We start from the raw sequence: 20,934 nt of genomic DNA on the forward strand, positions 1-20,934 counted from the left end.
CATAATTGGAAGAATCTCGTGAACTTAACATAGGTGTTTTACTTTATGGATGTGGACATCATCAAGCAGCATGGCGAATGGATGATTCGTATATAGAACAAATCGGAGACATATCGTACTATCAGCATCTGGCTCAAATTGCTGAAAAAGGATATTTTGATGTTGTATTTTTTGCAGATAATCAAGCTTTTAATGCAAGTGATGATACAACGTTGCCTGCGTTTTGGTTTGACCCTATCATTAATTTAACCGCAATTGCTCAAGTGACCTCTCATGTTGGTTTGGTACCCACAATCTCTAGCACCTTTTCAAATCCATTTACAGCAGCACGACAATTACTCAGTCTAGATCATATAACTCAAGGTCGAGTGGGATGGAACTTAGTCACATCTATGACCGATGCAGAAGCTCAAAATCACAGTCTTAAAAAGTTACCAGAAAGATCTGAACGTTATAAAAAAGCGGATGAATTTGCGTCAGTCATGAACCAATTGTTTACATCATGGTCAACTTCATCTTTCGTTCCTAACAGACAGGACGATAAAATACTAGAATCTAACGATATTCAACCTTTCAATCATAAAGATGACAACTTTCAAGTACGTGGGCCATTAACAACGCCACAAAGCCCTCAAGGAAAACCAATATCTATGCAGGCCGGTGCCTCTAAAGAAGGTGTCGCACTAGCCGCAAAATATGCTGATGCTGTTTATTCTGTCTCTTGGAATATTGAACAAGCACGTGCTTACCGTGACAAATTGTCTGATGCCATTGCTAAAAGTGAAAACCCAAATAGAACCATCAAAATTTTTCCTGGTTTAGTTACGTACGTGGCAGAGACACACGAGCAAGCAATGGCTAAAAAAGCAGAATTAGATCGTTACCTACCTATTGAAGATGCCTTAAAGCAATTGAGCTTTTTCGTTCAACAAGATTGTTCAAATTGGGAACTGGATCAACCTGTACCAGACTTACCACCTGTTGAAGCGTTCAAAGGCCCCGTTGGCCGTTATGAAACCGTGCTCGCCATTATTGAAGACAAACAACCTACTGTACGCGAATTACTAGGATATTTGAGTGCGGGAGGTGGCCATCTTACTCTAATAGGTACACCCGAAGAAATTGTAGATACCATGGAGAAATGGATAGATGAAGGCGTCGCTGATGGTTTTAATCTTATGCCACCTTCTTTACCTTATAGTTTAGAAGATTTTGTGGAATTGATTGTACCTGAATTACAAAAACGTGGACGATTCAGAAGTGCTTATCAAGATGAAACCTTCCGTATGCGTTTAGGATTAGAATAAAGCAAAACGTTAAAGCGCAACTAAGATATTTTAAAAAGCGTGGTCTTTTTCTTGAGTCTGTACTGTACCCAAAAGTTGTACTTTGGTTTAGTATAGTGATTCAAGTTCCCACGCTTTTCTATATCAATTTGATTCATTTTTGTACTGGTCTAAAATTTGTTTCACATCTTTAGCACTATCAATAATGACATCCGCTCCATGCAATTCTTCTCTTTTAGCAATCCCAGTGAGTACACCAATGCCTAGTCCTAGTTTAGCATTAATTGCCGTTTTCATATCGTTGGCTGTATCACCTATCATCGCCACTTGATTTGGTGAAACATCATATGCATCAAATAAGGGTGCCAACACCTTTGGATTAGGTTTCTCTTCAGCATGTGTTTCTGTAGAGATGATGAGATCGAATAATGATTTCGACTGTGTTTCCTCTAAAAATTGATTCACGCCTTTTTTCGTATCGCTTGTGACAATACCAATTTTATAGCCTTCATTTCTAAGTTCTTGAATCACATCTTGTACGCCTTCAATCCAGTTATTTTCAGGAACTCTCGTATCAACAAGTTCTTGACTTGTATCTCTTGTCCAGTCCGTTGTATCTTGACCCGTCACATCATTAAAAGATTTAATCATATCTCCTAGAGATCCTGAACCCATCACTGAATCAGGAACAATTTTGTCATCGATAATTCCAAGTTGACGATGCGCAACCTCTTTGTCATGAACCGGAAATGTTTCTAATAGTTTATCAACGAGACGGACACCAATTTTCTCCCAACTTTTATCAAATTCGATGAGCGTGCCATCTTTATCAAATAATATCCATTCCATCTTTACTTCTCTCCTGAAAATGATTTTATTAGTTTATACGTTTATCTATTATTGTAATATAGAGACATCGATAATTATAGAAAAGAGGATTGTTATTGATAATAATGGTATTTAAAAAGAGCCCTCTCATATGAGAAAGCTCTTTCTGAAAAAGACAAATTAATATTTAGGGACTTCTACTCTCCAGCCGTATTTATCTTCTAATTTGCCACTTTGGATTCCTGTATAAGTATCGTAAAGTTTTTGTGTAATTTCACCAGGTTCGTTGTTATTGATAACAATTTCTCTGTCTTCATAGCGAAGTGTACCAACAGGTGAAATAACTGCTGCTGTACCTGAACCAAATACTTCTGTAAGTTCACCTTTATCGTAAGCATTGAATAATTCTTCGATAGAAACTTTACGTTCTTCAACTTCATATCCTAAATCTTCAGCTAATTGGATAATTGATTTTCTAGTGATACCTGGTAAAATACTACCATTTAATGCTGGCGTAACTACTTTTCCATTTTCAACGAAGAAGATGTTCATGCTACCCACTTCTTCAACATATTTCTGCTCAACACCATCTAGCCATAAAACTTGGTCATATCCGAGCTTGTTAGCATTGGTTTGTGCAAGTAAGCTAGCAGCATAGTTACCAGCAACTTTAGCGAATCCTACACCACCACGAACGGCACGTACATATTCATCTTCCACATAGATTTTTGTTGCTTTCAATGTGTCTCCACCGTAATAAGCACCGGATGGTGATAAGATAATTAATAATTTATATTGTTGAGACGCACGTACACCAAGTATACCTTCTGTTGCGAAGACGAACGGACGAATGTATAAAGATTGTCCTTCTCCTTCTGGTACCCAATCACGTTCAACATCAATAAGTTGTTTCAATCCTTCTAGTAAAGCCTCTTCATCTACTTCAGGCATTTCTAAACGTGCTAATGAATTATTAATACGTTTGAAATTTTGGTCTGGACGGAATAAAACGACTTCATCATTATGTTTATATGCTTTAAGACCTTCGAAAACTGCTTGACCATAATGTAAACCTTGCGCAGCTGGTGAAACTTCTAATGGTGCGTAAGGCACAATCTTCATATCATGCCAACCTTTATCTGCGTCATAATCCAGACTTAACATGTAGTCTGTGAAATATTGACCGAAGCCTAAATTGGATGGATCTGGCTTCTCTTTTAAGTTATCTCGTTGTTCAAATTTTACTTTTTCTGACATGATTATTGCCTCCTAATAATTTCTCCCAATCGAATAGTTATACTAGATTATATCAATCGTATATTTACTATTCAATAAGTTTTCTAAATATTCAAAATAAATACCCAAATGTAATTATGTATTCTTAATTAGTTAAACATTACCATACTAAAGTTACAAGTTTCGTTATTTATATTATACAAAATACTTGAATAAGAAATTAACTTCGCAACAAATTAAAAAAACCCCTTTTAAAGAATTTTAACTTTAAAAGGAGTAAAAAATAAGTGAACTTCGTTGTAAATAGTGAGTGGTTATTTAGCAACCTTTTCTTTCTCTTCGATAGCCTCAAGCATTACCTTTGTCATTGAAGCTAAATCATACTTAGGATCAAATCCCCATTCGCCACGAGAACAACTTGTATCAATACTATCTGGCCAAGTTGATGCAATTTGTTGACGGTCTGGATCAACATCATAATCTAATTCAAAGTCTGGATAAAATTCTTGAATCGCATTCTTAACCATTTCAGGTTCAATACTCATTGCACTTAAGTTATATCCATTGCGTGTTTCTAATTTAGCACCATCAGCTTCCATTAATTTAATAATGGCATCGATTGCATCATCCATGTACATCATATCCATGTATGTGTCTTTATCGATATAACTTGTATAACGACCTTCTCTCACTGCTTTAAAGTATATTTCTACTGCATAGTCTGTTGTACCTCCGCCAGGCTCTTTCACATGTGAAATAAGTCCAGGGAATCTTACACTACGAGTGTCTACACCAAACTTAACGAAATAATACTGGCATAATAATTCACCTGCGACTTTATTTACACCATACATCGTTGTAGGCTGTTGAATTGTTACCTGTGGCGTATTGACTTTAGGCGTTGACGCACCAAACGCCCCAATAGAACTTGGTGTAAAGAATTGCAAGTGATATGTACGTGCCGCTTCTAAGGCATTCATTAACCCACCCATATTTAAATCCCATGCAAATAATGGGTTCTTTTCAGCAGTCGCAGATAATAATGCTGCCATATGCATCAATGTATCTGCTTCAAAGTCTTTTACTAATTCAAACATATGATCTTTATCTGTAACATCTAAAATTTCGAACGGTCCATTTTGAACCGGAGAATCGACTTCAGGTTCCCTTATATCAGTAGCCAATACATTTTCAGTACCGTAAATTTCCCTACATTTCACAACTAACTCGGTTCCAATTTGGCCTAATGCGCCTGTAATCATTATCTTTTTCATCACGAAATCTCCCCTTGTTCATTTATAAAAATGCGATGTCCTTCTGATATGTACATATTCTTAATTTACATCTATATTATATTATAAAAGCGCTTTCTTGTATATGTAGTGAGCACATAATTGTATGAAAATAATATTTGGAGTTTTAAAATTTGGAGTTATAACCATATTAGTGACTGTGCTTTATACTCAGTGATTTTACTTTTTGTTAAATAGGTCTAAATTTAAAGTTAAAAATTTTAATAAAATAATTATCTATTCTTTTTATATGGTAATATTACATTGTAAATCCATTTTTATAAAGGAGGAAAATATGAAGAGAATACTTATTAGTATCATCATTACACTACTCGTTGGTTTAGGTATTGTACCTAACGTAAATGACGTCTTTGCAGCTGAACATACGAGTTCGAGTCACTCGAATCAAGACCAGTCTCTAAGTAAACATAAGATATTACATACAAATGATATTCACGGTCGCTTTGTAGAAGAAAAAGGTCGTGTGATAGGCATGCCAAAATTAAAAGGATTAAAAAATAAAGAAAATCCTGATTTAGTTCTAGATTCAGGAGATGCCTTTCAAGGATTACCTGTTTCAAACCATTCAAAAGGTGAAGAAATGGCTGAAGCGATGAATACGGTTGGTTATAATGCCATGGCTATCGGTAACCATGAATTCGACTTTGGCTATAACCAATTATTAAAGTTACAAAGTAAAGTGAAATTTCCGATGCTTTCTTCTAATATTTATAAAAACGGCAAAAGAGTTTTCAAACCTTCCACAGTGATTAAAAGGAATGGCGTACGTTATGGAATTATTGGTGTCACAACTCCAGAAACCAAAATTAAAACTTCTCCAGACGCTGTTAAGAATGTAGAGTTTAAAGATCCTTTAAATAGCGTTAAAAATGCTATGAAACACATTGACGGCAAAGTTGACGTTTATATTGTTTTATCTCACCTTGGTATCGATAAAAATACGAAAGAACAGTGGCGAGGCGATTATTTAACGGATCAATTATCGAAGGACAAATCATTTAAACAACCTATTATTGTATTAGACGGTCATTCTCACACGGCTATTAAACATGGTATGAAATTTCATAATGACATCTTAGCTCAGACTGGGACTGCTTTAGAAAATGTTGGTAAAATTGATTTCACTTTTAACCATGGTAAAGTTTCAGATTTAACAGCGAGTCTGATTAATGTTAAAGACACAAGCAATGTGAAAGCTGACCCAGCTCTTGAAAAACAAGTCAATAAAGCAAATGATGAATTCAAAAAACAAACTTCCACTGTTGTCATTCCTAATAATAAAGTCGAATTAAACGGCGAAAGAAATATAGCTCGTAAACAAGAAACAAATCTAGGCAATTTAATTACGGATGCAATGGAAGATTATGCAACTAAGAACTTTAAACATAAACCTGATTTCGCTATCACAAATGGTGGCGGTATTCGTGCATCAATTTCCAAAGGGAAGGTTACAAAATATGATATTATATCTGTTCTTCCTTTCGGTAATTTAATATCTCAAATTAAAGTTAAAGGTTCAGATGTGAAGAAAGCTTTTGAACATAGCTTAAGTGCACCAACTGAAACTAAGAATGGCAAGAAACAACTCTCATCAAACGGCGGTTTCTTACAGGTTTCTAAATCCATACGCGTTTATTATGATATCAATCAAAAATCTGGTTCAAGAGTGAAAGACATTCAAGTGGTTAATCACGATACTGGAAAGTTTGAAAAATTAGACCCTAATAAGACATATTATGTAGCTACGAATGACTTCACTGCTAATAAAGGTGATGGCTATGATATGTTTGGAGGAAAACGTGAAGAAGGTATTTCGTTAGACGAAGTTGTAGGCAGTTATATCCAAAAACATGATCTAAGTAAATATAATACTACTCATCCTGTAAGAGTGATTAATGGTAAACCAAGCTCAGCTAAGAAATCCACAAGTGATTCTAACCAACATACTCACTCTAAAAATTCAACATCAAAAACAGCACAACCTCATAAGAAGTCAGCATAAAAATAAAGTGACTCTGAGTTGAACCTCTATTCTCAGAGTCACTTTTTAAAATTTAATGATCGTTCTATACTTCCATTAGTTTACCCACATTGCGCATAATTCTCGCTTTTTTATAACCATGTATGTCATGAAGTTCTTTATACGCACTAAATAACTTTTTGTAACGTTTCACTTTCTCTGGTGTTGGCTCAATTTCATATAGTACAGGTTCTTTCATTGCACCAATTGCCTGATTTAAATTACTATGTGCCCCACCACATAACGCACCTAGTATTGCTGCTCCTATAGCAGGTGCATACTCACTATCAATGATTGTAATTTTTTTATTTAACACGTTAGCGTAAATATCCATCATTAGAGGATTCTTTTTAGGAATACCACCACAAGCGAAGACTTCTTCTACATCCATATTCCAACTTTGATACTGTTGCATAATCATTTTAGTACCGAACGCAGTAGCTTCTAAATAAGCACGATATATTTCTTCATGAGTTGTTTGTAAAGACATTCCAAATATACAACCTTTAAGATTGCTATCACTAAGTACACTTCTATTACCATTGTGCCAATCTAACACAACCAACCCACTCTCACCTGGTAATTGATGTTCAACTTTTTCATTTAATAATTCAAATATTGAAATGTCTCTTTGTTGTGCTTCATCTACATATTCTTTCGGTGCTTGTTTCGCAACGTATTCAAACAAATCTCCAACTGCTGATTGACCAGCTTCGTATGCATACAATTCCGGAATAATTGCGCCTTTTACCGAACCAGAGATACCTGGGACTTTATGTTGTTCCTCATTAAGCATCAAATGACATGTGCTCGTACCGATAACCATCGTCATTTGTTTATCTTTTTGTGAACCAATACCTAATAAACTAGAATGGGCGTCGATAATAAATGGGCTGACCTTTGTTTCTTTACTCAAACCTAATTTCTGAGCCATTTCTTTAGATATTGTACCAACTGTTTCTCCAATTTTTACGATTGGCGCATCGACTTTGTCACGCACGATTGCAGATAATTCATCGTCGACTTTATCAAATAAATCATAATGGAATCCTTCATTTTCTTCCCAAAATGATTTGAAACCAAGCCCACAATTCGATCTCACATTTTGACCAGTAAGTTGGTTAACAATCCAATCACCGGCTTCCATAATATTCTGAGTCACATTCATAACTTCAGGCGCTTTATTTTTCACTTCCATAATTTTTGGAATCATCCATTCACTGCTCACATTAAATCCATAATATCCTAGCCAACGATTTTGGTTATCTAGTGCTGTTTGAAATAGTAAATCTGCTTCAGCTTGAGCTCCATGATGTTTCCATAATTTGACGTATGCGTGCGGATTATTTTCGAACCCCGGCAGGTTATGAATCGGTGTTAAATGTTCATCTGTAAACATGACCGTAGAAGATGTGAAATCTATTCCAATTCCTACGATTTCACTTGCATCGACACCAGATTCTTCAATAATTGCTGGTATCCCTTCTTCTAAAACTTCCATATAGTCATTACTATTTTGTAAAGAAAAACTTTGAGGTAACTTTGTACCATTTAATGATCGTTCTATTGTGCCATGTGTATACGGCTTTACATACTTAGCAACAATGCTCCCATTATCTGTATTCACTAAAAAAGCTCTACCTGAGCCTGTACCATAATCTACACCTATACTATATGTCATTCGTAATACCCCCGATAGTATCTATCTTTAACATCTCTTTATCAATAGCTTAAGAAAGCGTTTTCTTAAATAATAAGCATAAATAAACAATAAATCAATGATAAAGTTTCCAACGAAACATAAATGTGCAGATTTTGAACAAAAGTGATTGACAATTACAATTGTAAGCGTTTACTATTATTCACATAAACAAAAAAGAGCAATCGAATTAAGGGGAGTTGAACATAAATGAGCATTAATGCAGATGCATATCGTTTAGTAAAACCGGGAGAATTTGAATTCACTACTATCACACATGAATTTAACGATGGAGATGTCATCGTAAATCCTAAAAAAGCAAGTGTGTGTCACGCAGATTTACGTTATTACACAGGTAATCGTCGTAAAGAAGCGTTAGAGAAAAAATTACCTATGGCATTATTCCATGAAGGTATTGGCACAATCGAAGAATCGAAACATCCTAATTTTAATAAAGGCGACAAAGTAGTGATTGTACCAAATATTCCATCTCGTCTTAGAACAGGTGATTTCGCAGAGACAGATTTATTAGATAATTACGATGAAAATGCCGTGTTTATGGGTAGCGGTTATGACGGTATTTGCCAAAATAGAATGGTCGTACCTGGAGAAAATATCGTAAAAATTCCTGATCATTTGGATGAAGACGTCGCATTATTAGCAGAACTTTGTTCTGTATCACTATTTCCAATTAATCAATTAAAAGAAGTCACAACTCAGTCTTCTCCTCAAGTAGCAGTCTTTGGTGACGGACCTGTAGGCTATCTTGCTGCTACTGCACTTCACTACATTTATGGTATCGATAAAGAAAATTTAATTGTCTTCGGTGCGATTGAAGAGAAATTAAAATCATTCGAAAGTTTTGCTACAACGCATCTTGTTTTTGATTATGACTTTAACAGTCATAGAGGTGTACATACTGTGTTTGAATGTTGTGGTGGTAAATTCTCAGAGTCAGCAATTAACCAAGCGATTGATTTAATCGATCGTCAAGGCCAACTCGTATTGATGGGTGTCACTGAAGAACTTGTTGGAATAAATACGAGAGATGTCTTAGAAAAAGGATTAACTCTATCTGGTAGTTCTCGAAGTACAAAAAGAGAATTCGAACAATTAATTCAAGCATTCGAAAACGAGGAATACCAAGAAGCGTTAAAAAAATTAATTCCAGAAGATTACTATGATATTTATAGCACTGAGGATCTTAAAAAAGCAATGGATGACACTGCAGCTCATAAAGGTTGGAAGAAAACATATCTTCAATATCACTGGGCTTAGGTTAATTACATCTAAGGAGAGAGTCATATGATAAATCAAAACACTATTTTAGGTATGCCACGCAAAATTGTTTGGGGATATATAGGTATACTTGTCTTTATGATGGGTGATGGCTTAGAAATTGGATGGCTAAGTCCATACTTACAACATAATGGTTTTAATAGTCACGAAGTAAGTTGGTTATTCAGTTGTTACGGTATAACAGTAGCCATTGCAAGTTGGTTCAGTGGTGTACTTGCAGAAGCACTTGGTGGAAAACGTACGATGTTTATTGGGCTCATTTTATATGTGATTGGAACTGTCTGCTTCGTAGGTATTGCCCTACCATCAGAAAGTTTAGCAATTATGTATCCAGCTTATGCATTAAGAGGACTAGGTTATCCACTATTCGCCTATTCTTTCTTAGTTTGGATTTCTTATCGTTCTGAACAACGTACTTTAGGCGCAGCAGTTGGCTGGTTCTGGCTCGTCTTTACTGGCGGTTTAAATGTGCTAGGTGCGTTATACTCAATTTTCGCGATTAAATATTTCGGACATATTGGAACATTATGGAGCTCACTCTTCTGGGTTATTCTCGGTGCTATTTTAGCGTTAGCGTTGAATCGAGATAAATTACCTACGGATAAAAGTAATGCTAAATCTAAATTATTAGAGATGGGCAAAGGTTTTACAATTGTAGTGGAACAACCTAAAGTTCTTTTAGGCGGTATTGTCCGTGTAATTAACACAACTGCACAATTTGCATTTCCTGTATTCCTACCTCTCTATTTAGAACATTATGGTATTCCTACCTCTAAATGGCTTGCTGTATGGTCAGCTATTTTCTTCGGAAATATCGTCTTTAATCTAATTTGGGGAATGATCGGTGATAAAATTGGTTGTCGTAATACTGTTATGATTTTTGGTGGTATTGGTAGTGGTATTTCATGTCTATTAATGGGCTATGTGCCTATTTGGACTCATGGTAATATTATCTTACTTACAGTAGTCGGTGTTGCTTGGGGTATCTTCATCGCAGCTTATGTTCCTTTAACTGCTTTAATCCCTTCACTCGTTAAGAAAGACAAAGGTGCAACACTTTCTATATTAAACTTAGGTGCAGGTTTACCTGTATTCGTAGGTCCTATGATTGTACGATTCTTCTTAGATCCTTTAGGTGATTTAGGAGTCATTTGGATTCTTGGTATATTGTATTTCATTAGTACTATTTTAACGTTCTTTATAAAGATGCCTAAAAGCCAACAATACGGCGAAATAGAATAGGTAATAGGCTGTAGAGAGAATTAGATTCCTTTCTTTCTACAGCCTTTTCTCTTCGTTTGTTATAATAACGTTGAAGATAACTCTTATTTATTGAAAATTAATATAAAATCTCGAGATACAAATACATATCATACATTTTACACAAATCAATGATATCGAAAATGGAGACGACGCCTATGTTACCAGCAGAAAGAGAACAAAATATAATTTCATACTTGAAAAAACATAAAACTGCAACGGTTCATACCTTAGCTGCAGAGTTCAACGTACATGACGCAACCATACGTCGTGATTTAATTAAACTTGAACAATATAATCAAATTAGACGTACTCATGGTGGTGTCGTCTTAAACAGCACTGACGTATCAAGTGAACTTAATTTTGATGATCGAGAAACTACAAACTACTATGAAAAATTAGGAATCGGTCAAAAGGCAGCGAAATTTGTCAATGACGGAGATACACTCATCATTGATTCTGGCTCAACGACATTACAATTTGCAAGAGCGATAGTACATAAACAGAATCTCACTGTCATCACTAATGATATTCATATTGCCTCAGTTTTACGTTCCACGAATCATCGTGTCATCGTAACAGGTGGCGTATTATATCATAATAACTATGTACTCAACGGCTTTATAACAACTCAAACATTACAATCCTTTAATTCTATGAAGGCATTTATAGCGACGCCTGCTTTAGACGCTGTCAAAGGTATGACGCATTATAGTGAAGAATTTATTGCTGCAAAAAGACAAATGGTCGAACAAGCGCATGAAGTCTATTTACTTACTGATAGTACGAAGTTAGATAAAGTTGCATTCTATCAAGTGAGTCCAATTGAAAAGATTGATACACTTATTACAGATAACCAACATGATTTAAGTGCATATCGTGAAGTATGTTCGAACGTTGTAGCAATTGATCCCAAAGATTATGAATAGTTTATCATGTTATTTGGAAGTATTATTTCTCGGGAAATAACTTAAAGCATTAATCTCTTCTATTCAGTCTGAGGTTTGTCTGAAGTCAGAGTGAACACCCTCTTTTTTGAAAACATTTGAAAATGATAATTGAGAACGGTATCATTTATTATATAATCGTAAAGTACAAGGATGATTGACATGAAAGAGGCACCAAAAACATATAAACAAGAACAATTGGGTTTAATCATTTCTTTAATCGTGTTTATATGTTTTATCTATCAAGATATACATATCCTTTGCACGAAACAAGAATTAACTCGTATTCTTCTTTGTAGCTTTAGTTTAATTGGATTTCTGTTTCTTTGTGTGCTCAACGTTATGCGCATTATTTCAAATTATCGTCGCCGACCATAAGTGATTTTAAATAGGAGATCGGGACATAATTCCATTAAAAAAGTAGTAGCAAGATGACTTCAATGGAAAATCATCTTACTGCTACTTTTTGTTTATCTTTTAAGGATAATGCTTTTGTTTACCCTCATCTGATTATGATTTTTTATTTTCTAGTGACTTTTTATAAAAATACTGTGCAACAACGATATCTACAATTGCTAATCCTACTGATTTAAATAATGTGACCTCTTTTTCGTCTTCACGACCTTCTTTCTTTCCTGATACGATATCACCTAACTCACTGTATAACATATCTTCAGTCAATACACCCTCATCTTGAGGCACTTTTAAGTCACCTGTTTCCTCCATAGCTGCTTCAGTTGATTCTACAACGATCTTATTAGCAACCATCATAGACTCTGAAGGTAACTCTTGCATATCAGGCTTGAATGATCCTACTGCATTAAGATGTACGCCCGGATGTAACGTATGTGAATATACTGGCTTTGAAGCATTTGTAGCTGTTACAACAACATCTGCTCCTTCCATTGCCTCATCAGCTTCATCATAAACTTTTACTTTAACTCCGAATTGTTGTTGAGTTGCTTTAGCAAGTTTTTCAGCCTTTTCCTTTGTCCTACTTGAAAAGTGAATTTCCTCGATATTTCTCACAGCCATTACAGCTTCTATGAGACCTTCAGCTTGTACACCAGCACCAATGATGGTTAGTACTTTAGCATCTTCACGAGACAAGTATTTGGTAGCAACACCAGAGATCGCGCCTGTTCTAATTTTAGTTAAATAACCACCATCTAATACTGCTAGCGTTTCCCCTGTTTCATAATCGCTTAATATGACTGAACCAGTAATCGTTGATTTTCCTTTTTTAGGATTGTCAGGAACGAAAGAAACTGTTTTTAACCCAACAATTTTTAATTCATCTGATAATGCTGGCATGACTAAATAACGATTCTCTTCATTAAATGGTATGACATGTCGTAGCGGTGTTTCTGTCTTACCTTCTGAAAATGCCTGAAGCGCTTGTCCTACCTCTTCGATAACTTCATTCATATTTAATAACTCTGCTTGAGTTTGTTCGTCTAAATATCGCATTTAATCACTCCTTATTAATGAAAAAGCCTCTTTTTTAATAACATTCCCTATGAAAAGAGGATGTAACACTTTAATTAATTTTAAAACAAAATCGGTAGTAATATTGGAAGAAGTACAATGACATTAAAGAGATTAATGAAAATACTGACATTAAGAACATTTTTAATCAAATTTTGACGTTGAAGTAGAAATCTCAAGCATAATGAAATGATAAGTAAAGTGATACTAAACAAACCAAAAATTGATATAATATCTAGCCCAAATTTACTTATATTGTTGAAATTGATACAAATCCAAATGATTAAAATAAGATAATTCAATAGGTTCATTCCATAAATTAAATACTTCATTGTTTGCTCCTATTTATGTGACTTTATTTTCATGTGCTATGATACATAAGCATTTAACTTTTCTAGATGATATATTGACTAAATCCGATATTTGAAACAAAAGTGTTGGATTTATTAAATTTATGTTGTGGCAATGTAAATTCCGTGCTATTCTTTTATTTATAAATAAAAGGCAATGTGCACTAACACATTACCTTGCGATTTTGCTTTTATATAAGCAAAACTATTTAACTAACTTTTGACACATATCATTCTTCGTTTTCGAAGGATGATTTTTTTATTTTTATTATTTATTCAAAATTTGATATCGATTAACGACTTTCCCATTCTTTTTAATATAGGGTTCGATTTCATAGCCACCGTACTTTTTTATTACATTTTGTGAAGCATAATTGAATGGATTTGTAGTCATGAGCACTGTTTCAACATTGAGAGATTTTAAATAATTAAGAGCTTGTCCTAATAAGATTGAGGCATACCCTTTACCTCTATATGATGACGCGACACCGTATCCAACATGACCACCAATATTACTTAACCTATGATTAAGTTCATGTCTAATATCTACTGCGCCCACGATATTTCCGTCAACAAAATAGAATAGTGTCGTTGAAGGAACACCACCCTCACTCGGCTTTTCTTGATTAAGCTCATCAACCATAGCTTTAAATGATTGATATTCTTTCAAATTTGTATTTCCTGGGACTACTTTCTCATCATTGTCATACCATTCTTGAATATAAACTTTGAATGCTTCTTCGTCTTTATACGTAAGTTGCCTTAATTCTTCCACACCGTCATACCTCTTCTCATCCATTCTTGTCACTTTTTATTGTAAAATGAATGCCCCATCATATTAAAGCATTTTAAATAGAAAAATTAAGGAAGTGGGGTAGAAATATAATTTAGTAAAATTACTTTCATTTCCCACTCCCTATATAATAGCAATTTATATAATATTTAATTCTTTTCCGACCTTTTCATAAGCAGCGAGCGCTTTGTCTAACATGTCTTTCGTGTGCGCAGCTGTAGGCATGTTTCTTACACGGCCAGTGCCTCTAGGAACTGTTGGGAAGACGATTGATTTAACGTAGATGCCTTCTTCTTTAAGACGTTTACTGAACGCTTGTGTATCTTTCTCATCACCAATTATTACAGGAGTAATTGGTGATTCTGATTTTCCAGTATCGAACCCTAATTTAGAAAGTCCATCCTTTAAGTATTGTGCATTCTCCCATAACTGATCGTGTAGTTCTGTAGAAGCCATTAACTTTTTAACAGCTTCAGTAATAGCCTTCGTATCTCCAGGTGCAAGTGATGTTGAGAATAAGAATGGTCTTGATTGTGCTTTCAGCCAGTCGATTAATTGTTGAGATCCGGCAACGTAACCACCTACTACACCGATTGCTTTAGACAATGTGCCAATTTGGAAATCGATTTTATCTTGTAATCCAAAATGTTTAACTGTACCTGTACCTTTGCCCATCACGCCTGAACCGTGCGCATCGTCAACGTATGTTAATAAACCAAATTCTTCAGCAATTTCAACGATTTCTGGTAGTTTGGCAACGTCTCCATCCATACTGAATACGCCATCAGTGATGTACATCACTTTATTATATTGACCTGACTCTACCGCTTCTTTAGCTTTTGCACGTAAATCATCCATATCTGAATGATTTACACGGATAATTTTAGCTTTAGATAAACGACAGCCATCAATAATAGAAGCATGGTTGAGTTCGTCAGATAAAATCGCGTCGTTCTTATTCATGACAGCTGAAATAGCAGCCATATTACAGTTAAATCCTGATTGATATGCGATAGCTGCTTCAGTTCCTTTAAACTTTGCAAGTGTTTCTTCTAATTCATCATGTAAATCTAACGTACCATTAATAGATCGTACAGCACCTGCACCCACACCATGTGTATCGATAGCTTGTTTGGCTGCTGCTTTTAAATCATCGTTTGTTGCTAGTCCTAAGTAGTTGTTTGATGATAAATTAACATATGTTTTTCCATCAATTTTAATTTCAGGTCCGTTGGCACCTTCAATTGAATCAATTTCATTGTATAAGCCGTTGTCTTTTAAGTATTGAATATTTTCATCTAAAAACTCATGTAGTGATTGAACCACAATGGAATCCCCCTTGCATTGTCTATTTTCTTTAATGATACCTTAATTTTCAAAATCATGAAAGCCTTATCATTTGAGCATTATAACTGTTTAACACTCTTGAAAATAATTCATATGAAGGTCTACTGTAGCTATGGCAATAATGATATACTTATAACGATAATATGACGGAAGAAGTGGTAAACGTGTTTGATTGGTTCCAATTGGCAAGCAAAAAAGAGAAGAGAATGGTTCAGCTGCGACGATATTTACATCAATATCCTGAACTCTCTTTCGAAGAAAAACGTACACATGACTTTATTGTGAATCAATTAAGCCAGTTATCATGCAACATTGAAACGCCAGTTGGACGCAATGGTATTAAGGCGACGTTCAAAGGCGCTGAAGACGGTCCTACAATTGCGTTTCGTGCAGATTTTGATGCCTTACCTGTTCAAGAATTAAATGATGTTCCATATCGCTCTAAACATGAAGGCTGTATGCATGCATGTGGTCATGATGGTCACACTGCCATCTTACTTGGCGTTGCTGAGATTGTGAATGAACATCGTCATTTGTTGAAGGGTAATGTGGTGTTCATTTTTCAATATGGTGAGGAAATCATGCCAGGTGGTTCTCAAGAAATGATTGATGCTGGATGTCTTCAAGATGTTGATAAGATTTATGGAACGCATTTATGGAGTGGTTATCCATCAGGTACAATTTATTCAAGACCCGGAGCGATTATGGCATCGCCTGATGAATTTAGTATTACGATCCAAGGAAAAGGTGGTCATGGTGCAAAGCCTCATGAAACGATTGACCCTATCGTTATCATGGCTGAATTTATATTGAGTGCTCAGAAGATTGTTTCTCGTACGATTGATCCAGTTAAAGAAGCCGTATTAACGTTTGGCATGGTTCAAGCTGGTTCTACAGATAGTGTGATTCCTGATACCGCGTTCTGTAAAGGAACCGTTCGCACCTTTGATACTGCACTACAAAATCATATCCAAGAAAAAATGGATAAACTTTTACAAGGGTTAGCAGTTGCTAACGACATCACATATAAGATGGAGTATATTAAAGGGTATCTTCCAGTGCATAATCATCCTCAAGCGTATGAAGTCGTTAAACAAGCAGCAAATGATTTACATTTGAGATTTAATGAGTCTGATTTGATGATGATTGGAGAAGATTTCTCACATTATCTTAAAGTACGTCCTGGTGCTTTCTTCTTAACAGGCTGTGGTAATGAGGATAAAGGAATTACAGCACCTCATCATAATCCATATTTCGATATTGATGAGACAGCTTTTAAATATGCAGCAAGTGAATTCTTGAAGATTTTAGAAATTGAACAGGTATTTTAGTTTTTAGATACAAAGGTAGTGTATGATTCTTACTTTTAAACAAGTGAGCACTCATACGCTACCTTTTTTATTTTTGAAAAATATATCAAGTGGTTGTATTTCGAGTATCGCTTTTTTAGAAATAATAACTCTAGAAGACGATGTGAAACATGATAGGATAAATTGCGCACAAAAAAAGAACCCCCAAAAGGGAGTCCTTTGTATCAAATAATTAATATTATTCGAAGATTTCAGTTACAACGCCTGATCCTACAGTACGTCCACCTTCACGGATTGAGAAACGAGTACCGTCTTCAATTGCGATAGGAGCGATTAATTCAACTGTCATTTCAACGTTGTCGCCAGGCATAACCATTTCAGTACCTTCTGGTAAGTTTACAACACCAGTTACGTCAGTAGTACGGAAATAGAATTGTGGGCGGTAGTTACTGAAGAATGGAGTGTGACGTCCACCTTCGTCTTTAGATAAAACGTATACTTCAGCTTTGAATTTAGTGTGTGGTGTGATTGAACCAGGAGCAGCTAATACTTGACCACGTTGTACGTCTTCACGAGCAACACCACGTAATAATGCACCGATGTTGTCACCAGCTTCAGCGTAGTCTAATAATTTACGGAACATTTCTACACCAGTAACAGTTGTTTTAGAAGTTTCGTGGATACCGATGATTTCAACTTCTTCACCAACTTTGATTTGACCACGTTCAACACGGCCTGTAGCAACAGTACCACGACCAGTGATTGAGAATACGTCCTCAACTGGCATCATGAATGGTTTGTCAGAATCACGTTCTGGAGTTGGAATGTAGTCATCAACTGCTTGCATTAATTCTAAGATTTTTTCTTCGTATTGAGCATCGCCTTCTAAAGCTTTTAATGCTGAACCAGCGATTACAGGTACATCGTCACCTGGGAAGTCATATTCGCTTAATAAGTCACGAACTTCCATTTCAACTAATTCTAATAATTCTTCGTCGTCAACCATGTCAACTTTGTTTAAGAATACAACTAATGCTGGTACACCAACGTTACGTGATAAAAGAATGTGTTCACGAGTTTGTGGCATTGGACCGTCAGCAGCAGATACTACTAAGATACCGCCGTCCATTTGAGCAGCACCAGTGATCATGTTTTTAACATAGTCAGCGTGTCCTGGGCAGTCAACGTGAGCATAGTGACGTTTGTCAGTTTGATACTCGATGTGTGCAGTATTGATTGTAATACCACGTTCTTTTTCTTCTGGAGCGTTGTCAATCATGTCGTATGATTGTGCAACAGTGTCACCATTTTTAGCTAATACAGTTGCGATAGCAGCTGTTAAAGTTGTTTTACCATGGTCAACGTGACCGATAGTACCAATATTGGCATGTTCTTTTGAGCGATCAAATTTTTCTTTTGCCATTATTAAATCTCTCCTATTCTTAGTAAAAGTTATTTCAAATTTATCTCTCATGATAGTTTCTCACCATCATGAGAAGATAATTGATTGAGTTTAGCCTAAAAGAATTTATAATTCTTTTATAATGCATTTACCCCTAAAAATCAAATCATAAAAGTGATAGCTTAACAATAAGCTCAACCTGTATTTTAACCTAGCATGGCTAGTCTTAACAAGTTATATTATTCACCTTTATTTTTCTTGATGATTTCATCAGCGATTGATTTAGGAACTTCTGCATAGTGGTCAAAGTACATAGTGTAAGTACCGCGACCTTGAGTGTTAGAACGTAATGAAGTTGCATAACCGAACATTTCTGAAAGTGGTACAAAGGCATTTACAACTTGTGCATTACCACGAGGTTCCATACCATCTACACGTCCACGACGAGCAGTTACGTCACCCATGATATCGCCCATGTATTCTTCAGGCATTTCGATAGTTACTTTCATCATTGGTTCTAAGATAACTGGATCACATTTTTTAGCAGCTTCTTTAAGTGCTAATGATGCAGCAATTTTGAAGGCCATTTCTGATGAATCGACATCATGGTATGAACCATCAAATAATTTAGCTTTAACATCGATTAATGGATAACCAGCTAAGACACCATTTTCCATAGCATCTTTAAGACCTTGTTCAACTGATGGAATGTATTCACGTGGAACTACACCACCGACGATAGCGTTTTCGAATTCGAAACCGCCACCTGTTTCGTTAGGTGTGAATTCAATGTGAACATCACCGTATTGACCACGACCACCAGATTGACGAGAGAATTTACCTTGAACTTGTGCAGCTTGCTTGAATGTTTCACGGTATGAAACCATTGGCGCACCTACATTACATTCAACGTTAAATTCTTTCTTCATACGGTCAACTAAGATGTCTAAGTGTAATTCACCCATACCACCAATGATAACTTGTCCAGTTTCTTCATCAGTGTGTGCATGGAATGTTGGGTCTTCTTCTTGTAATTTAACTAAAGCTTGAGTCATTTTGTCTTGGTCAGCTTTAGATTTTGGTTCAACAGATAAGTGGATAACTGGTTCTGGGAATTCCATTGATTCCAAGATAATGTCGTTTTTCTCTCCACATAAAGTATCACCAGTACCTGTTTCTTTAAGACCTACCGCAGCAGCGATATCGCCTGAGTAAACAGTATCGATTTCTTGACGTGAGTTTGCGTGCATTTGTAATAAACGACCTACACGTTCACGTTTGTCTTTAGTTGAGTTCTTCACGTATGAACCTGAAGTTAATGTACCAGAGTATACACGGAAGAAAGTTAATTTACCAACGTAAGGGTCAGTCATAACTTTGAATGCTAATGCAGCAAATTCAGCTGAATCGTCTGGTTTAGCAATCACTTCTTCTTCAGGGTCATTAGCACGGTGACCAATAATTGGTTTAACGTCTAATGGTGAAGGTAAGTAATCAATTACTGCGTTAAGCATTAATTGAACACCTTTGTTTTTGAATGCTGTACCACAAAGTACTGGGTAGAATTCTACGTCAGTAGTTGCTTTACGGATAGCAGCTTTTAATTCGTCGATTGAAATTTCTTCGTCACCAAGATATTTCTCCATTAATTCGTCATTGTTTTCAGCAACGGCTTCAATTAATTGAGCACGAGCTTCTTCAGCTCTTTCTTTGTGATCGTCTGGAATTTCAATTTCGTCGATTTCTGTACCTAAATCGTTTGTATATTTAAAGCATTTCATTTCAACTAAGTCAATGATTGCTTCGAATTCATCTTCAGCACCAATTGGTAATTGAATAGGTGCAGCGTTTGCTTGTAAACGATCATGTAAAGTGCTTACTGAATAGTCGAAGTTCGCACCTAATTTATCCATTTTGTTTACAAACACGATACGTGGTACACCGTAAGTAGTTGCTTGGCGCCAAACAGTTTCTGTTTGTGGTTCTACACCTGATTGAGCATCAAGTACAGTTACCGCACCATCTAATACACGTAATGAACGTTCAACTTCTACAGTGAAGTCTACGTGTCCAGGTGTATCGATAATGTTTACACGGTGTCCATCCCATTGTGCTGTAGTTGCAGCAGATGTGATTGTGATACCACGGTCTTGTTCTTGTTCCATCCAGTCCATTTGTGAAGCACCTTCGTGTGTTTCACCAATTTTGTGGATACGACCTGTGTAATAAAGAATACGTTCAGTCGTAGTAGTTTTACCAGCATCAATGTGAGCCATGATACCGATGTTACGAGTATTTTTCAAAGAAAAGTCTCTTGCCATGTGTTTTTCTCCTTCCAGTATTTACTGAATAAGTA

General features: G+C 35.7%; 15 protein-coding genes. 6 read left to right on the forward strand and 9 right to left on the reverse strand.

What is annotated here, in order from left to right; all coding sequences use genetic code 11:
- The first annotated feature begins 5 nt into the window (after positions 1-5).
- On the forward strand, positions 6-1,307 hold the full coding sequence (locus CD155_RS03985) for an LLM class flavin-dependent oxidoreductase (protein WP_103212596.1): 1,302 nt from the start codon (positions 6-8) through the stop codon (positions 1,305-1,307).
- A 123-nt stretch (positions 1,308-1,430) separates the two neighbouring features.
- Here CD155_RS03985 and CD155_RS03990 read toward each other — a convergent pair whose 3' ends face one another.
- The 3 genes from CD155_RS03990 to CD155_RS04000 form a co-directional block, all read right to left on the reverse strand.
- Positions 1,431-2,135, reverse strand: coding sequence for an HAD family hydrolase (locus tag CD155_RS03990; RefSeq protein ID WP_103212597.1), 705 nt, complete (start codon positions 2,133-2,135; stop codon positions 1,431-1,433).
- 159 nt (positions 2,136-2,294) lie between these two features.
- Positions 2,295-3,371 carry a branched-chain amino acid aminotransferase gene (locus CD155_RS03995; protein WP_002441129.1) on the reverse strand — a complete coding sequence of 359 codons (1,077 nt, stop codon included), beginning with the start codon at positions 3,369-3,371 and terminating at the stop codon, positions 2,295-2,297.
- A gap of 293 nt (positions 3,372-3,664) precedes the next feature.
- On the reverse strand, positions 3,665-4,624 hold the full coding sequence (locus CD155_RS04000) for an NAD-dependent epimerase/dehydratase family protein (protein ID WP_044466951.1): 960 nt from the start codon (positions 4,622-4,624) through the stop codon (positions 3,665-3,667).
- A 313-nt stretch (positions 4,625-4,937) separates the two neighbouring features.
- Between CD155_RS04000 and CD155_RS04005 the strand changes: the two genes are divergently transcribed.
- Entirely contained in the window at positions 4,938-6,665 is a 1,728-nt protein-coding gene (locus CD155_RS04005; protein WP_172605858.1) for a 5'-nucleotidase C-terminal domain-containing protein, read from the forward strand.
- Between the two features lie 64 nt (positions 6,666-6,729).
- On the opposite strand, the gene CD155_RS04010 is transcribed toward CD155_RS04005, so the two are convergent.
- Positions 6,730-8,364 carry a ribulokinase gene (locus CD155_RS04010; RefSeq protein WP_002441126.1) on the reverse strand — a complete coding sequence of 545 codons (1,635 nt, stop codon included), beginning with the start codon at positions 8,362-8,364 and terminating at the stop codon, positions 6,730-6,732.
- A 228-nt stretch (positions 8,365-8,592) separates the two neighbouring features.
- On the opposite strand from CD155_RS04010, the gene CD155_RS04015 reads away from it, so the two are divergent.
- The 3 genes from CD155_RS04015 (at position 8,593) to CD155_RS04025 (ending at position 11,870) form a co-directional block, all read left to right on the forward strand.
- Complete coding sequence (locus tag CD155_RS04015; RefSeq protein WP_002441125.1) at positions 8,593-9,660, forward strand: alcohol dehydrogenase catalytic domain-containing protein; 1,068 nt, start codon at positions 8,593-8,595, stop codon at positions 9,658-9,660.
- Positions 9,661-9,687: 27 nt separating this feature from the next.
- Positions 9,688-10,923 carry an MFS transporter gene (locus CD155_RS04020; protein WP_103212598.1) on the forward strand — a complete coding sequence of 412 codons (1,236 nt, stop codon included), beginning with the start codon at positions 9,688-9,690 and terminating at the stop codon, positions 10,921-10,923.
- A 176-nt stretch (positions 10,924-11,099) separates the two neighbouring features.
- Positions 11,100-11,870 (forward strand): DeoR/GlpR family DNA-binding transcription regulator, encoded by a 771-nt coding sequence (locus CD155_RS04025; protein ID WP_103212599.1) that lies wholly within the window; start codon positions 11,100-11,102, stop codon positions 11,868-11,870.
- Positions 11,871-12,398: 528 nt separating this feature from the next.
- Here CD155_RS04025 and CD155_RS04035 read toward each other — a convergent pair.
- The 3 genes from CD155_RS04035 to CD155_RS04050 all read right to left on the reverse strand — a co-directional run bounded on the left by CD155_RS04035 (position 12,399) and on the right by CD155_RS04050 (position 15,845).
- Positions 12,399-13,358 carry an ornithine cyclodeaminase family protein gene (locus tag CD155_RS04035; RefSeq protein ID WP_103212600.1) on the reverse strand — a complete coding sequence of 320 codons (960 nt, stop codon included), beginning with the start codon at positions 13,356-13,358 and terminating at the stop codon, positions 12,399-12,401.
- Between the two features lie 636 nt (positions 13,359-13,994).
- Positions 13,995-14,501 (reverse strand): GNAT family N-acetyltransferase, encoded by a 507-nt coding sequence (locus CD155_RS04045; RefSeq protein ID WP_070832710.1) that lies wholly within the window; start codon positions 14,499-14,501, stop codon positions 13,995-13,997.
- A 156-nt stretch (positions 14,502-14,657) separates the two neighbouring features.
- Positions 14,658-15,845 carry a glycine C-acetyltransferase gene (locus tag CD155_RS04050; RefSeq protein WP_103212601.1) on the reverse strand — a complete coding sequence of 396 codons (1,188 nt, stop codon included), beginning with the start codon at positions 15,843-15,845 and terminating at the stop codon, positions 14,658-14,660.
- Between the two features lie 185 nt (positions 15,846-16,030).
- Here CD155_RS04050 and CD155_RS04055 point away from each other — a divergent pair, with 185 nt between their 5' ends.
- The gene (locus CD155_RS04055) at positions 16,031-17,197 is read left to right on the forward strand and encodes a M20 family metallopeptidase (protein ID WP_070832704.1); all 1,167 of its coding nucleotides are present in this window, start codon (positions 16,031-16,033) and stop codon (positions 17,195-17,197) included.
- A 217-nt stretch (positions 17,198-17,414) separates the two neighbouring features.
- On the opposite strand, the gene tuf is transcribed toward CD155_RS04055, so the two are convergent.
- Positions 17,415-18,599, reverse strand: coding sequence for an elongation factor Tu (tuf, locus tag CD155_RS04060; RefSeq protein ID WP_002432994.1), 1,185 nt, complete (start codon positions 18,597-18,599; stop codon positions 17,415-17,417).
- 218 nt (positions 18,600-18,817) lie between these two features.
- Positions 18,818-20,899, reverse strand: coding sequence for an elongation factor G (gene fusA / locus CD155_RS04065; protein ID WP_002441110.1), 2,082 nt, complete (start codon positions 20,897-20,899; stop codon positions 18,818-18,820).
- Positions 20,900-20,934 lie beyond the last annotated feature (35 nt).

This window comes from Staphylococcus caprae (assembly GCF_002902725.1).
Taxonomy (GTDB): domain Bacteria; phylum Bacillota; class Bacilli; order Staphylococcales; family Staphylococcaceae; genus Staphylococcus; species Staphylococcus caprae.